At 57.3% G+C, this 14527-nt stretch carries 10 protein-coding genes; 6 read left to right on the top strand and 4 right to left on the bottom strand.

All coding sequences use genetic code 11. The features are described 5' to 3' along the window. Position 1 precedes the first annotated feature (1 nt). Together QEH57_RS01120 and QEH57_RS01115 are read left to right on the top strand one after the other, a co-directional pair. Entirely contained in the window at positions 2-790 is a 789-nt protein-coding gene (locus QEH57_RS01120; RefSeq protein ID WP_309004821.1) for an amino acid ABC transporter permease, read from the top strand. Beyond that, positions 787-1518, top strand: a complete 732-nt coding sequence (locus QEH57_RS01115; protein WP_309004820.1) for an amino acid ABC transporter ATP-binding protein — start codon at positions 787-789, stop codon at positions 1516-1518. The genes QEH57_RS01120 and QEH57_RS01115 overlap by 4 nt, the downstream gene beginning before the upstream one ends. Here the strand turns inward: QEH57_RS01115 and QEH57_RS01110 are convergent. Next, positions 1515-2768, bottom strand: coding sequence for a hypothetical protein (locus QEH57_RS01110; RefSeq protein WP_309004819.1), 1254 nt, complete (start codon positions 2766-2768; stop codon positions 1515-1517). The genes QEH57_RS01115 and QEH57_RS01110 overlap by 4 nt on opposite strands. A 194-nt stretch (positions 2769-2962) precedes the next feature. Between QEH57_RS01110 and QEH57_RS01105 the strand changes: the two genes are divergently transcribed. The 4 genes from QEH57_RS01105 to QEH57_RS01090 all read left to right on the top strand — a co-directional run bounded on the left by QEH57_RS01105 (position 2963) and on the right by QEH57_RS01090 (position 9112). Continuing rightward, on the top strand, positions 2963-3877 hold the full coding sequence (locus QEH57_RS01105) for an AAA family ATPase (protein ID WP_309004818.1): 915 nt from the start codon (positions 2963-2965) through the stop codon (positions 3875-3877). 131 nt (positions 3878-4008) lie between these two features. Continuing rightward, positions 4009-4986 (top strand): ABC transporter substrate-binding protein, encoded by a 978-nt coding sequence (locus QEH57_RS01100; protein WP_309004817.1) that lies wholly within the window; start codon positions 4009-4011, stop codon positions 4984-4986. Then, complete coding sequence (locus tag QEH57_RS01095; RefSeq protein ID WP_309004816.1) at positions 4983-8102, top strand: ATP-binding protein; 3120 nt, start codon at positions 4983-4985, stop codon at positions 8100-8102. The genes QEH57_RS01100 and QEH57_RS01095 overlap by 4 nt, the downstream gene beginning before the upstream one ends. A gap of 155 nt (positions 8103-8257) precedes the next feature. Further along, a complete protein-coding gene (locus QEH57_RS01090; protein WP_309004815.1) occupies positions 8258-9112 on the top strand; it encodes a DUF2911 domain-containing protein in 855 nt (284 codons plus the stop codon). A gap of 161 nt (positions 9113-9273) precedes the next feature. On the opposite strand, the gene QEH57_RS01085 is transcribed toward QEH57_RS01090, so the two are convergent. The 3 genes from QEH57_RS01085 to uxaC form a co-directional block, all read right to left on the bottom strand. Further along, positions 9274-9726, bottom strand: a complete 453-nt coding sequence (locus QEH57_RS01085; RefSeq protein ID WP_309004814.1) for a response regulator — start codon at positions 9724-9726, stop codon at positions 9274-9276. Between the two features lie 83 nt (positions 9727-9809). Beyond that, positions 9810-12908, bottom strand: coding sequence for a PAS domain S-box protein (locus tag QEH57_RS01080; RefSeq protein ID WP_309004813.1), 3099 nt, complete (start codon positions 12906-12908; stop codon positions 9810-9812). Between the two features lie 202 nt (positions 12909-13110). Continuing rightward, on the bottom strand, positions 13111-14514 hold the full coding sequence (gene uxaC, locus QEH57_RS01075; protein ID WP_309004812.1) for a glucuronate isomerase: 1404 nt from the start codon (positions 14512-14514) through the stop codon (positions 13111-13113). Positions 14515-14527: the final 13 nt, after the last annotated feature.

The following is a 14527-nucleotide window of genomic DNA, read 5'->3' as shown; positions in this document are numbered from 1 at the left end:
AGTGAGAGCCCTCCTTTTCCAAGACCCGGACTCCGATCCCACCGCCGTCCGAGCCGCGGCCAAGTGGGCCAGCGCCACCCTCGCCCTTTCCTTCCTCTGCCTCCTAGCCCTGGCTGCCTTCGCCTCGCTCGAATACAATTGGAACTGGTCGGCCGTATTCAAATACAAGACCAAGTTCATCGAAGGTTGGCTCCTCACCATCCAAGTATCCAGCGTATCCTTACTGGTAGCCTGCATCATCGGCGGACTCTCCGCCCTCTCCGCCCGCTCGCGTTTCTTGCCGCTTCGCTACCTGTTCAAGATCTACGTGGAAGGCACCCGCGGTACTCCACTTCTCGTACAAATCCTTCTCATCTTCTACGTCTTCGCCGACGCTGCCCACCTTGAAAACCGATACGTGGTCGGGGTCCTCGTCCTTTCGTTCTTCAGCGGCGCCTACGTCTCCGAAATATTTAGAGCCGGCATCGAGTCGATCGGCAGCTCCCAGCTCCTCTCCGCCAAAGCGATTGGATTCACCCCGTATCAAACCTTCCGATACATTATTTTCCCCCAAGCCCTACGTCGCAGCCTGCCGGCCCTTGCCGGCCAATTCGCGAACCTCATCAAGGACTCGTCCCTTCTCTCGATCATCGCCATCGAAGAGTTCACCCTCAATGCCCAAGAAGTGAACACCTCCACCTTGAGCACCTTCGAGAGCTTCTTTCCCCTCGCCGTCGGCTACCTGATCCTCACCCTGCCCATCTTCCACCTCTCCCGCCGCCTCGAGAAAAGGTTGGCCTTCGACTCATGAAGCTCGCCCTCGAAAACCTGAGCAAAAGCTACGGGCAGCACCAAGCCCTCGACGGACTCGATCTCCACTTGGAAAACGCTCGCTGCCTCACCTTGATCGGCCCTTCCGGCGGCGGCAAGTCCACCACCCTGCGCCTCGTGGCCGGCCTGGAAAAAGCGAGCGGCGGACACATCCTGCTCAACGACAAAGCCGTGCCTTGCAGCGAGGAAGAACTCAGAGACTACCGCAAATCGATCGGCGTCGTATTCCAGTCCTACAACCTCTTTCCGCACTTCGATGCCCTCACCAACATCGCCCTTCCGCTGGAAAAAGTCCACGGCGTAGCCAAAGCCGACGCCCAGGAACGCGCCTACGAGCTGCTCGCCCGCTTCAAGCTCGCCGACCACAGCCGAAAAAAGCCCTCGGAACTATCCGGCGGCCAAAACCAGCGCGTGGCCATCGCCCGCTCGCTCGCCCACGACCCGGAGCTTATCCTCTTCGACGAGCCGACCTCCGCCCTCGACCCCGAGATGAGCGCCCAGATCCTAGACGTCATTGAAGAGCTGATACAAAGCGGCAAGGACTGCATCGTCGTCACCCACCAAATGGGATTCGCCAAACGGGCCAGCGATTACGCCGCCTTCATCAGCCACGGAAAAGTCGCCGAATCCGGAACGTCGAAGGACCTCTTCGACTCTCCCCAGAGCCAAGAGCTCCGGCAATTCCTCGAACGGGAACTGAAGTACTAGAGCCCCTTGAAGTAGCTATCCAACAAGGAAACCTTCTTCTTTTTCTTCTTTGGCGGAACTGCAGCCTCCTGGGTTTCCTGGGGAACGGGTTCCACTTTCTTCGCGACTGGCGTCGGCTGGGGCTCCTTCTCCGCCTCCGGCTGCGCCGCACTTGGCTTGGCCTCCGGTTCCTCGGCCATCGCTTTCGCCGTCTTAGAAAGCACCCGCGATGGTTGCGTCTTGGGCAGGCTCTGAATGTCCACGACCGGTCCGATTCGATCGACCAACTCCTCGGCGGCCATAATGACTTCCGCATCCGCAATGGGCTCCGGAGCATCGGCCAACAAGCTTTCGCTCTGCTCGATCAAGTCTTCCGATTTGAGTGAATCGGCTGGCTCTTCCGCCATCTCCTCCGCCGGAGCTGATTCAGCGGTTTCGAGCGATTCCGCCGCGACCAACTCTGAATCCGATTCCAGCTCGCTCTCCTCCGCCAAGGAATTTTCCTCTGCGTTGGTCGTATCCTCCAATGCGGCAGGCTGAAGCGGAGGCCCACTGGAAAATCCATCGTCAGCAATGCTCGCCTGCTCCGCAATCTCCGGTTCCAGATCCGCGGACGGAGCCGTATCATTCTCCTCCAAAACGGGACCAGGCTCCTCGAAAACCGACTCTTCCAAATTTCCAAAATAGGAGGCGGGAGAGCCGCTTTCCTCCTCGCGCTCGGAGTTCGTAAACATGGCATCGGCCTCCACCGCTTCCGAAATATCGAGACCTGCCTCCTCCTCCTCTAACGCGGACGGCTCGCTGCTAGAAGCTTCCGCCTCGATCGCCGCCGGCACTTCCGCTTCCGCGTCGTCAAGGCTCTCGAAATAGGACGGCAACGCAGCCTCCTCCTTCGCCTCCGCAAAATCCTGCCCGGAACTCGCCTCCAAGGCCGGCTCCTCGATCGAGGCTTCGATGCTTCCCGTATCCTCCCCCGCGTCCAAATCGTCGAAGTAGCTGGAGGTTTCCGGCAGCGATTCCGCCTCGAGCCCTTCCTCCCCGTCGAAAGTGCTCGTTGTATCCACCTTTTCGATCAACGGCTCCGCCACCTCCTCCTGTATCTCGTTTTCAGATACACGAGCTGGCGCAAATTCCTCCATCTCGAAAGCAGGCTTCATTTCGATCGCTTCCACGTCCTCGCTTTCAGTGGAAACCATAGGTTGGCTCACCGGAATCCCCTGCTCGATCGCTCGGGCGTTCAGGTTTTCGTTACGGCTTCTCCGTTCTGCCATTTCCTGAAAAATTGATCCGTGTTCTTCCGCGTGTGCCATATGAAATCGAGACTAGCTTAGAGCTCGCAAAGCTCCTGTAAACAATCGATCGACAAGGGAGGGATTAAAGAAATGTTAAAGAGGAACTTGCTCACAAATTCTTTTGCGGGAGCTTCAACTCTCCCCTCCAATCCGACGAATCGCATAGATAAGATATGGCACAGAAGATCAGCTTCCTGAATATCAAAGGCGGCGTGGGCAAAACCTCGCTGCTCGTAAACATGGGCGCTTGCCTGGCCTACATGGGCCGTCGCGTCCTCATCGTTGACTTCGACGCTCAAAGCAACGCCTCCATTTGGCTGATGCGACTCGATCGCTGGAACCTCCTGAACAAGACGCCGGAAAAGTTCCTCCTCAACGTTTTCAAGGACCCGAACTCCAAGCTGTCGGCCTGTATCCAAAAAAGCCCTATCCGCGACACCGATGGCGACGAAATGCTGCCGCGCCTCGATCTCGCCCCCGCGTCCTTCACCCTGATGGACCTGGAACACGAAGTTCCGCAAATCCCCGGCAAAACCTTCTACGAACGTTTCTACGAAGCCCTGGGCGAAATCGAGGACAACTACGACTTCATCCTCTTCGATTGCCCGCCGAACTTCTTCTATACGACCCAGTGCGCCCTGTTCTCATCGGACCACGTACTCGTCCCTTCGAACCCGGACGCCTTGAGCATCATCGGATTCCACCTCCTGGTCGACAAGCTAGCCAAGTTCCGCTCCGACTCCGCTGCCCAGCGCGACGCAGCTGGTGCCCCCAACCCGGAAATAGTCGGCATCGCCCTCAATGCCGTAAAGCCCGGCACCAAGATCCACGTTCCGCTGGAGCGATTCAATGCCCAGATCGACCGGTTCAAGACGCAGAATAAAGTTTCCTCCAAGACCCACATCTACCCGCAGCTCATTCGCCACTCAGTCACTGTCGGCCGCGCCGTGATGCTCGGCATTCCCACCGTCCTGATGTCCAAGCAAGACGCCTCCATCAATCTCGCCGAAGACTACATCAAGCTCACCAAGCACCTCCTCGAACAACTCGGCGATCCCGAGAAAGAGCAGGAAGACGAAGAAGGCTGAGCCAAAATTTTCCGTAAAAACCTCCAATTCCCTAGCATCCGGCTAGAGAAAAGCGCTGAGATACCGTAGGTTCATTCGGAAGAAGGTCCACATCCCCCCTACCTTCCTCCGAAAAACCAGACTTCTCGCGCATGAAAAGCATTAAAAACACGGTCCTCTCCGCGCTCGCGGCGGCGACCCTTGCCCTTCTAGCAGGCTGCTCCAAGCCAGCTCCGCAAATATCGATCGGCATCAATGCATGGCCCGGGTCCGAATTCATCTACCTTGCTAAGGTGAAGGGCTTCTACGCGAAACGAGGCGTCGAAGTGAAGCTCGTCTCCTTCAGTTCCTTGGCCGACGCCCGCCGATCCTTCGAGCTGGGTCATCTCGATGGGATCGCCTGCACCTTGGTCGAACACTGCCAAATCCTGGACAATTCCGACCGCAATCCCCAAATCGCCCTCGTCCTGGACTATTCAGCGGGCGGCGACGTGGTCATCGCTCGAGAAGGAATCCGGAGCTCGGACCAGCTCGCTGGCGCAAGAATCGGGCTAGAAGCGGAATCCCTAGGGGTCTTCATCTTGGCTCGACTGCTTGAGCAAGCGTCCCTTTCGCTCAGAGACGTGGTCCCCGTAAAGAGCGACCAGCTTTCCTTGAAGCGCCAGATGGAGAACGGGGAAATCGATGTCGCTATCACCTATCCGCCCCATTCCCTTTCCATTTCAGAGCTAAAAGGTGCCCGCACGATATTCACCTCCGCAGAAATCCCCAACGAAGTGCTCGACGTGCTCGCCTTTGACGCCGATCTCATCGCGAGGAACGAAGACGCGGTTCGAGCGATTATCTCCGCTATTTACGAAGCCCAGGCTTGGGCGCGCGACAACGAAGCCGTGGCCTACGCCATCATGGCCGAGCGCGAAGGAATTTCTCCCAATGAATTCAAGAGTATCCTAGAAAACGACCTCCAGCTCACCTACCAGGAAGACCAGGCCAAATTCTTCGAAGGCGAAGCGCTGCTGAGCAAAGCGCTGGAAAGATGCGACGCGATCCTGCACGAAACTGGCCAAAGCCAAAAGGTCCCTCGGTTCCAAGGTACCTTCTCACGTACCTTGTACCTTGGCTCCCGATGATCAAACTACCCAAAGGCCAAGCGATTACCCAAGGCAACGCTTCCTCTTTAGGAAGAAGCATTCTCGTGCCCGTGTTCGCGACTGCCCTCCTGCTTTTCGCAGGCATTGTCGCTGTCGCCACCTACACGAGCAACCAACGGTCCCTCGAGCTACAAAAGAACGAGGCCCGCTCCATCGCCCACGCCATCACCTACGCGGTCCAGACCGTTCCGGACCTGCACCAATTGAACCGCTTCGTAACCTCCCTCGGCGGACACTCCAATATCCACTCCATCCACATCGTAAAAGATCCCCAAGGGACTCTAGTGGCATCCACCAACCTCGTTGCCATTGGCAAAAGCGTATCCACTTTCAAAACACTAACACGGCACCCCCTCGACCAAGCCATACTCGATCTTTCCCCCGGAGTATTCTATGAGGACTCCCAATCCCAGACTCTCACCTTCTGCGACCAAGTCGACCTAAGCCGCTGGGAATCGGAAAGCCTATCCACCGTCTACGGCCGCGTCCTCATCTCCCTCGACCACGGAGCAGGCCAGCCTCTGGGCGCCACGCTCGTCTATCTCAATACCGCAGCGGCATCAGCAAGCGTCCTCGTCCTTCTCGTATGCGTCTTTATCCTCCTTAAGCGAAAGGTTCTGCAACCGCTGCAGTCCATCGCCAACGGCCTCGACTCCCACTTCGGAGACGGCCAGCCGTTCCGCACCCCCGACCTGCCCGACAACGAAATCGGACAACTGGCCCGGCACCTCGAAAACACCTTCCAAACGATCATCGAGCAAAACCGCAAGGCCGCCGAGCTCACCCGCGACCTCCTCTTCCAGAAGGACACGCTCGATCACCACGCCATCGTCAGCGAAACCGATGTCCGCGGACGAATAACCTACGCCAACAGGGCATTCTGCGAAATCAGCGGTTACTCCCAGGACGAGCTGATCGGACAAGACCACAGGATACTCAACAGCAGGCTACACCCCGTCGAATTTTGGAAGCACATGTACCGCCAGGTCGACAAAAGGGGCTACTGGCACGGCGAGATTCGAAACCGAACCAAAGACGGGAACTTCTACTGGGGCAACACGACCATCGCCGCTTTCAAGAACGAAAAAGGCGAGATCGAGCGCTACGTCAGTATCCGTACTGACATTACAGCGCTGAAGGAAGCCGAGTTCAACATGCTCAAGAAAAACTCGGAAATAGAGCACGCCTTGCAACTCGCCCAGAAAGCGAAGTTCGATGCGGAGAAGGCTGCTAGGGCCAAGGCTCAGTTCCTCGCGACCATGAGCCACGAAATTCGTACCCCCATGAACGGGCTCATCGGCGTTCTTCACCTCCTGGAAGAAGACTTGCCCAGCGATAAGGTCGAATTGCTGCAAACCGCTAAGAACAGTGCCGACGACCTGCTAGTCCTAATCAACGACATCCTAGACTTCTCCAAGATCGAAGCCGGAAAGATGGAATTGGAATCCATCGAGTTCGATGGCATGCAACTCATCGAAAGCGTTTGCGACCTCCATGCCACCACGGCCCACAACAAGCAAATCGACCTCGCGATCCACTGCGCGCCCGGTATCCAGCATAAACTTACGGGCGACCCGGTACGCATCAGGCAAATCGTCTCAAACCTGATAGGAAACGCCATCAAGTTCACCGAACATGGCTTCGTCGCGGTTGCTTTAGAGATGACAAGCCACTCCTACCGTATCTCGGTTACGGATACAGGTGTCGGTCTAAAGCAGGAAAACGCTCAGGAAATCTTCAGCAGCTTTACGCAAGAGAACGCGAGCACCACCCGCAAGTTTGGCGGCACGGGCCTAGGCTTGTCCATCTGCAAAAAACTCGTCGAATTAATGGGAGGAAGCATTTCCGTAGAAAGCCAAATCGGATCGGGTTCCACCTTTTCATTCGAGATACCAAGATCCGGACCTATCGCGAAAAGTAGATTCGATAAAGCCTCCCTGAAGGGGAAAAACGTTCTCCTGGTCGCGCCCGATTCGCATACCAAGCAGACAGCCGAAATCCATCTCAAGCACTGGGGGCTCGAAACCTTCACCTGGAGCGGAGGAGATGCGCAACTCCCCCGTTTCGACTTTGTAATCCTGGACACCCAATGGGGCAACAGGAAGGAAACGAGCTGGGAGACAATCCAGCCCGCAATCGATCTGGCAGAAAATTACTCCCTGATCGAAATCAACGGAGTCGGAGCAGACCTCACCGAGGCTCATGCGCAGCAAGCCCATAAGCGCCTCAGCAAGCCGCTCAGCCCTCGCAAACTCCTCGAAGCTCTCGACGCCTCTCCCTCGTGCAAGACCCCACGCGGCAAGGAGAGCAGCGAAAACAAGAGCTACGCCCACCTCCGCATCTTAATCGTAGACGACAATTTCACCAACCGCCTCATCGCCTCCAAAATGATGACGCAACGGCACGGCATCAAACCCGACACCGCCGCCAGCGGCACCGAAGCATTGGAAAAAACCCAAAGCGACCGCTACGACCTGATCTTCATGGACTGTATGATGCCCGAAATGGACGGCTACGAAACGACCAAACGCATCCGAGCCGGCGAGTCCGGTCCCTTAAACGTCGAAGCCCCCATTATCGCCCTCACCGCCAACGCCATGACCGGAGATCGCGAAAAATGCGAAAGCGCCGGTATGAACGACTACATGGCCAAACCCGTCGACCCGAGGGACCTCGCCCGCATGCTCGAGTCCTGGAGCGTCAAAGGTCGACAAGCTGCCCCTAAACCTACAGGCCAGAAAACCTTGCCCCTCGACATGGATAAGATCCGCAAGGTCTACCGAGGAAACCATTCCGCCATCATCGAAATGCTGGAGATTTTCGACGAGAGCATCGAAGACAACCTGCATCTCCTCGGCAGAGCCCTCCAGTTCGCCGACACCGAGGAGGACGTGCGCTTCTACGCCCACCGTATCCGCGGCAGCGCCGCTGAGATGGGAGCCTCCCGCCTTTCCTCCATCTCGCAAAAGATGGAAGAGCACTGTCTGGAAAATCGCCTGCAAGCCGCCGAAAGCTGCTTTCCCGCAGTCCAACTTGCAGTCAAGGAAGTTCAAGACGCCATTCGCAACTACAAGCGGGAAAACGAAGCCGTTTAGGACCTTTCTGTGTAAGTCGTTTCCCACTACAGCCAACGGCTCAAAGGCGCAGCAAACCTGCCTTTAAATCTGGAAGGATTTTTTGCAAAACTTAGGGTATTTCACTCGTTCGTTCCCTAGACCCTACCCTTTCTAACCCAAACGCCTCGCAATCTATGATTCGAATCCCTACTTCGCGCCTCCTCGGCACCCTTTTGCTGTCTTGCCTCGCCGCCCTCAGCGCCTCGACCGCGTTTGCCCAAATGGCTATCCTTCCCCAGGCCAGCCCCGCCGCTTCGGTTACGCAAACCGTGGGCATCACCGAGATTTCAGTCAGCTACAGCCGTCCTAGCGTAAACGGTCGCCCCATCTGGGGCGAGCTCGTCCCCTACGGACTCACCAACCTAGGCTGGACCGGCGAAGACGAGGCAGCCCCCTGGCGAGCCGGAGCCAACGAAAACACCGTAGTCACCTTCGAACACGACGCCAAGGTGGAGGGAAAAGCGATCCCCGCCGGAAGCTACGGACTCCACCTCATCGTGGAAGCATCCGGAGACGTAACGGTTATCTTCTCCAAAGACTACCAGTCCTGGGGCAGCTACTTCTACGACCCCGCTAAGGACGCTCTACGGGTGAAAGTGAAATCGCAGCCCCGCCCCCACCAGGAGCAACTCAGCTACAGCTTTTCCGATATCACAAAGTCCAGCGCCGTGCTCTCCCTCGATTGGGAAAAGAAAAGCATCCCTATCAAGATTTCGGTCGACACCGACGCCATCGTCCTCGCCTCCCTCAAGCAGCAAATGCGCAACGCCCACGGCTTTCGCTACCAAAACATCATGGACGCCGCCAACTACCTGCTCGCCAACGACCTCGAGCTCGAGCTCGCCCTCGAATGGTCCGAGATCGCCATCAGCCGCCCTTGGGTGGGCCGCAAGCTGCCGGAAACCTACGAGCTGAAAGCCAAGATCCTGGACAAGCTCGGCCGCGCCAGCGAAGCCGCAGCTGTACGGGCCGAAATCGCTTCCCTCTAAGCGCCTCCACCCTCAGGCGGAAGCTCTTCGATGCGCCCCCTGCCTCTGGGCCGTCGGGCGCCGGTTAAGGGCGATTTAATACTGTTTGGGGTAGAACTAAAAGAGGGATCGGCTGCCGCCCATCCCTCCTGCTTCCCAACCCGTGAACTGTCTCCTCAGGCCTAGTCCTTGGGAGGCCCGGAAGGCAAGTTCGCCACTCGGGACCAAAAGTCCTCGATCATCTCCACCACGCCCATGAACTTCCTCAAGTCCACCGGCTTGGTAATGTAGCAATTCGCATGCAGCTCGTAGCTTTCGTAGATGTCCTTGTCCGCATCGGAAGTCGTCAAGATCACCACCGGCAAGGTCTTCAGCTGAGGATTCTCGCGGATTTCCTTCAGCACCTCAGCCCCGCTCACCTTCGGCAGGTTCAAGTCCAGCAACAGCAAATCCGGGCGAACCGCGTCCGCGTACTCGCCCTCCCGCTTCAGAAACGCCAGGGCCTGCTCGCCGTCCCGGACCACATGAAGTCGATTTTCCAATTTCGCCTGCTGCAGAGCGATTTGGGTTAATCGAATATCGGCCTCATTGTCTTCAACAAGAAGCATTTCGATGGGACGTCCCTTTTCAGTCATAATTCGCTGTTTCTCCTCTATGGATCTTCTAGTCAAGTCTGGGTGACAATCTTGGGCACAATAAGCCAAACTCTGTAAAAAAGCTAGTCACGAGAGCGAATAGGAAAGGCCAGGTAGAAGCAAGCTCCCTTCCCCTCTTCGGACTCGAGCCAAACGAAGCCGTTATGCCGCTGCATGATCTTCTGCACCATGCTCAAACCGATCCCGCTCCCCTCGTATTCACCGCTTGGATGCAGCTTCTGAAAGATCGAAAAAATCTTCTTTTGATACTTTTCCCGGATGCCGATCCCATTGTCCTTTACCGATACTACCGTATAGTCACAGGCCTCCAGCCCTTCCCGAGCGATTTCCGCCGACGAAACCCTGCGGCAGCCCACCTGGACCTTCGGCTTGCCGCTCCGGTTGAACTTGAGGGCATTTCCGATCAAGTTTTGGAATACCAGCGACACCTGATCGATATCGCCGTACACCTCGCCCAAGCGCTCGCTCACCTCAATCTCCGCTCCCCTTTCCTCGATTCGCTTCGCCAGATCGCCCAAGGCCATTTCAAGCGCCTCCTGCAAGCTGAACAGCGACTCGACCCGCTCCCGAGCATCCAGCCTGCAATAATTCAGCAAACTGCGGATCATGTTCTGCAAACGCTTCGCCGCCACCAGGGTAAAATCCATGTACTCGTTGGCGTCTGCGTCGAGCTCTTGCCCGTACCTTTCCTTCAGCAAAAGAAGGAAGCTGGAGATCGTCCGCAACGGCTCCTGCAAATCGTGGGAACTGAGAAAAGCGAAATCGGACAGCTCCTCGTTCGCCCGCTTCAAATCCGTAACCACTTTGGAAAGTTCCTCCTCGGCCTCCTTTCTGTCGTTGATATCCTGAATGGTGCCGGTCATGCGCCGCGGCACGCCCTTCGCGTCGAACGAAACCATTCCGCTCCCTAGAAACCAGCGGTACTCCCCGTTCTTGCAACGCAGCCGATAGTCAGCCGCAAAGGGCGTCCCATCCTGGAAGCTCTTCTCCACTGCGGCGAAGGCGCTCTCCCGGTCGGTCGGGTGGAGCAAGCCCTTGAAGGTCTCCAAAGTCGGCTCCAATTCGCCCGGATCATAGCCGATCAGTTCGTAGAATCGCGGCGACCACCAGGCCTCCACCCCATCCACGTCGAACCAATCCCAGATCCCGACGCTGGCCCCCTCGGCCGCCAGCTGAAAACGTTCCTCGCTGTCCTGCAACGCCTTCTGGGACTCGACCCGTTCTGAGATATCCAGAACCGATACCATGGCATAGCTGTCTTCGGATAATGAATACGGACTGAGCATAACCTCGACCGGCAAGGTGGACTCGTCATTCCGGCTGATCTGCAACTCCCCGTCCGCGCCGAGGCGAACCTGTTCCTCGACCTTCCCGTCCGCGTCGAACAAACACTCCAAAGCGGTCACCACCCGACCGCCCAAAAGCCGATCCACAGATCGCCAGAGAAGCGTCTTCCGCTCGTATCCAAAAATCCTTTCAGCTTCCCGGTTAACCAAGATCACCCTCAAACCGGAATCGACTAGCAGCATCCCCATCGGAGCCTCTTCGACCGCAACGCGAAATCGCTCGTCCGCCTCCCGAGCCGCGTTCTGGCTCTCCACCAGTTCCGTAATCTCGCTGACTACCACGATCACGCCTCGCTGGCTGTTCTCCAATTCGTAGGGCAACCTATCGTAGCGGTGCCACACTCTCTGCCCGCTCTCCGCCACCTTCGAACGTACCCGCCCCAGCAAAGGCTCGCCGCTCTCCAGCACCTCTCGCTCTTCCTCCCAGGAGCGAGCCGATTCCTCTGGCATCAGCTCGCCAGCAGTCTTTCCTTCAACCTCCTCGACTGTCTTCCCTAGGTACGACGCCGCCGCTCGGTTCGCTCGCAAGATACGATTCTCGCTGTCCTTAAACCAAATCTGGCTCGGCGTCGTATCCAAAATCAAGCGCAACTCAGCCTTTTGGCGATTGAGCTGGGCGACGATTTCCTCCTGCCGCAAAAGCCCCTCGATCCAATTGGAAAGCAGCCGCACCGCATCGATCTCGAAGGCCGTAAACGGCTTCGCCCGCGCCTCCGGAGCGCTGAAGTTAATCGTACCCGTAATCTCACCGCCCATTCGGATCGGCGACGCGATATAACTCTCCAAGCCAAGCGTCTTGTAGCAATCCATCTCCGCCCACTCAGATTCGCCCACGTGGTTCGATGCGATACTCCGCCCCGCCTTCATCAGGATATTGCAATAAACCTCGCTCAGCTTGAAGCAATCTCCCACCGAGAGCAGCCCCCTCTCGTCGTACACTTCCCTTACCGAATAGCTGTCTCCAGAAATCTCCGACAGAACCCCCGTCTTCATCCCTAAGGTTTCGCAGGTATCCTTCAAGGCCGCCGCGATCCGCTCGTACACGTCGCTCGACTCCCAATTCCCGATCTCCACCAGCCGCCGAATCAAGCGCTCGCTGGCCTGCCGCTCCTCCTGCAGGTCTACCAACTCGCTAATATCCGTCACCAAGGCCACGACCCCCGTCACCTTCCCGTCCGTATCGACATACGGAATCTTATCCGTCCGAATAGTCCGAGCCTTCCCTTTCTCCGGCGTATAAGTCTCGATGTAGCCGAGCTTGGGAACCCCGCTTTCGATCACGGCCCTGTCGTCCTCAAAATAGGCGTCAGCCTCATCGGGAAACACATCCTTCACCGCCTTGCCTTCCAGCTCTTCGATCGACAATCCCGTCGATTCCGCCGCCGCCTTGTTCACGCGAACGATGTTGTTCCGGTCATCCTTGAACCAAATGTAGGCCGGCAAGGCATCCAGCAAGCTGCGCAATTCGTCGCTGCGAAACTTCAGCTCCTGGCGTTGCCGTTCCACGACGGCGATCAGCTCGTCGTCCGACGAGACACCCTCAGAGTCCCCCGCTTCCCCTTTCTCCATTAGCTCCAGAGCTTGGATCAAACGCCCTTGCGGTCGGAAAAGGTAAGCCGCGGCGCCGCCTAACAAGATCAGCCCCAAAACGAAAAAGGCGGCGTAGCGTCCCATCGCAGGCGGGAGCAAACTCAGCTCCTCCTCCTGCAGCGAACCCACCAGCCAAAAAAAGGCCCCGCAATACCCCGCCGACACGACGACAAGGGTCACCGCGAGCTTGCTGTAGATCCGGCGTTGGATTCGTCGTACAGGCATTTAAGGATTAAGGAATGGACAGCGGACTAATGCCCTCACGCTCATTCACAATCCTCCGATTCTCAAGCCTCTTCAGGCATTTCCTCGAGTGAAATACAGCGTGTCCAACGCCGATGGCATCGCCCTTGGCTCGAAACCAAAAAAAAGCCGAAACGGCGCTCCGCGCTCCGTTTCGGCCAAAAGTTATAGAACGAGCCGCCGCTTACTTCAAGACGCCGAAGTATTCGTTCGCATTGCCGAAGCAAATGTTCTTCACCATACCGCCGACTAGATCCATATCGTGCGGAATCTCGCCGCTGACCATGTCTTGTCCCAGCAGGTCGCAAAGGATGCGACGGAAGTATTCGTGGCGAGGATACGAGAGGAAGGAACGCGAATCCGTCAGCATGCCCACGAAACGCGAAAGCAACCCAAGGTTCGAAAGCGCGTTCATCTGAGCGATCATGCCCTCCTTCTGGTCAAGGAACCACCAACCGCTGCCGAGCTGGATCTTGCCCGCTACAGTGCCGTCCTGAAAGTTGCCCAGCATGGTCGCCATCGCGTAGTTGTCCGACCAATTCAGATTGTAGATCACCGTTTTCGGCAATTGCCCGGTCGTATCCAAGCTGTCGAGGAAGCGGCTCATGCTGCGCACTTGCGGGAAGTCGCCAATGGAATCGAATCCGGTATCCGGCCCCAGACTACGGAACATGCGTGAGTTGTTATTGCGGATCGCTCCCACGTGCAGCTGCATCGTCCAACCGCGCTCCGCATTCCAACGACCCACTTCGCGCATCACGTAAAAGGCAAACGCTTCCTTTTCCGCTTCCGTTGCGTTCGAACCGGAACGGGCCTTGTCGAAGATGGCCGACACTTCCTGCTCGCTGGTTTCCGCGAAGTAGCACCGCTCCAAGCCATGGTCCGACAGGCGACCGCCCATCTCGTGGAAGAAGCTATGCCGCGCCTTCAATGCCGCCAAGAGATCCGCCAGGCTGGAAATATCGCTTCCCACCACACCCGCCAGCTTGTCCACCCAAGCGTTGAAAGCCTCGGCTCGGTCGACGTTCAAGGCCTTGTCCGGACGGAAGGTCGGCACCACTTTCGTATCCAATCCCTGGTCACGAATGGCCGCGTGGTTGGCAAGGTCATCGGTCGGATCGTCGGTCGTGCCTACCACCTTGACCTTGAAGTTCTTCAAGATCCCATGGGCACTGAGATCGTCGCTCTTGAGCTTCTCATTGGCCGCGTCCCAGATTTCCTTGGCCGTGTCCTCGCTGATCAGCACATCGATATCGAAGTAGCGCTTCAACTCAAGGTGGCTCCAATGATACAAGGGATTGCGCAAGGTGTGCGGCACGGTACGGCACCAGGCTAGGAACTTGTCGTAAGGATCCGCTTCTCCGGTGCAGTACGCTTCGCTCACCCCATTGCTGCGCATGGCACGCCACTTGTAGTGGTCGCCTTCCAGCCAGATCTCGGCCAGGTCCGAGAAGCGGCGGTTGTTCGCCACGTCTTGCGGCGGCAGGTGGCAGTGGTAGTCGTAGATCGGCTCGTCCTTCGCGTAGTTGTGGTACAGCTCGCGAGCCGCGTCAGTCTGCAGGAGGAAATCGTCGTGGATAAATGACATAGGAGAGAGGGGA

It is taken from the genome of Pelagicoccus sp. SDUM812005, from assembly GCF_031127875.1.
Lineage (GTDB): Bacteria > Verrucomicrobiota > Verrucomicrobiia > Opitutales > Opitutaceae > Pelagicoccus.
Note: the sequence above shows the minus strand (reverse complement) of the source record. Positions and strands in the feature narration are given on the sequence as shown.

Bases quoted from the DNA above. Each gene is read 5' to 3' on its own strand.
- QEH57_RS01115 (WP_309004820.1), top strand. From the start codon at position 787: ATGAAGCTCGCCCTCGAAAACCTGAGCAAAAGCTACGGGCAGCACCAA.
- QEH57_RS01110 (WP_309004819.1), bottom strand. From the start codon at position 2,768: ATGGCAGAACGGAGAAGCCGTAACGAAAACCTGAACGCCCGAGCGATC.
- QEH57_RS01105 (WP_309004818.1), top strand. From the start codon at position 2,963: ATGGCACAGAAGATCAGCTTCCTGAATATCAAAGGCGGCGTGGGCAAA.
- QEH57_RS01100 (WP_309004817.1), top strand. From the start codon at position 4,009: ATGAAAAGCATTAAAAACACGGTCCTCTCCGCGCTCGCGGCGGCGACC.
- QEH57_RS01095 (WP_309004816.1), top strand. From the start codon at position 4,983: ATGATCAAACTACCCAAAGGCCAAGCGATTACCCAAGGCAACGCTTCC.
- QEH57_RS01090 (WP_309004815.1), top strand. From the start codon at position 8,258: ATGATTCGAATCCCTACTTCGCGCCTCCTCGGCACCCTTTTGCTGTCT.
- QEH57_RS01085 (WP_309004814.1), bottom strand. From the start codon at position 9,726: ATGACTGAAAAGGGACGTCCCATCGAAATGCTTCTTGTTGAAGACAAT.
- QEH57_RS01080 (WP_309004813.1), bottom strand. From the start codon at position 12,908: ATGCCTGTACGACGAATCCAACGCCGGATCTACAGCAAGCTCGCGGTG.
- uxaC (WP_309004812.1), bottom strand. From the start codon at position 14,514: ATGTCATTTATCCACGACGATTTCCTCCTGCAGACTGACGCGGCTCGC.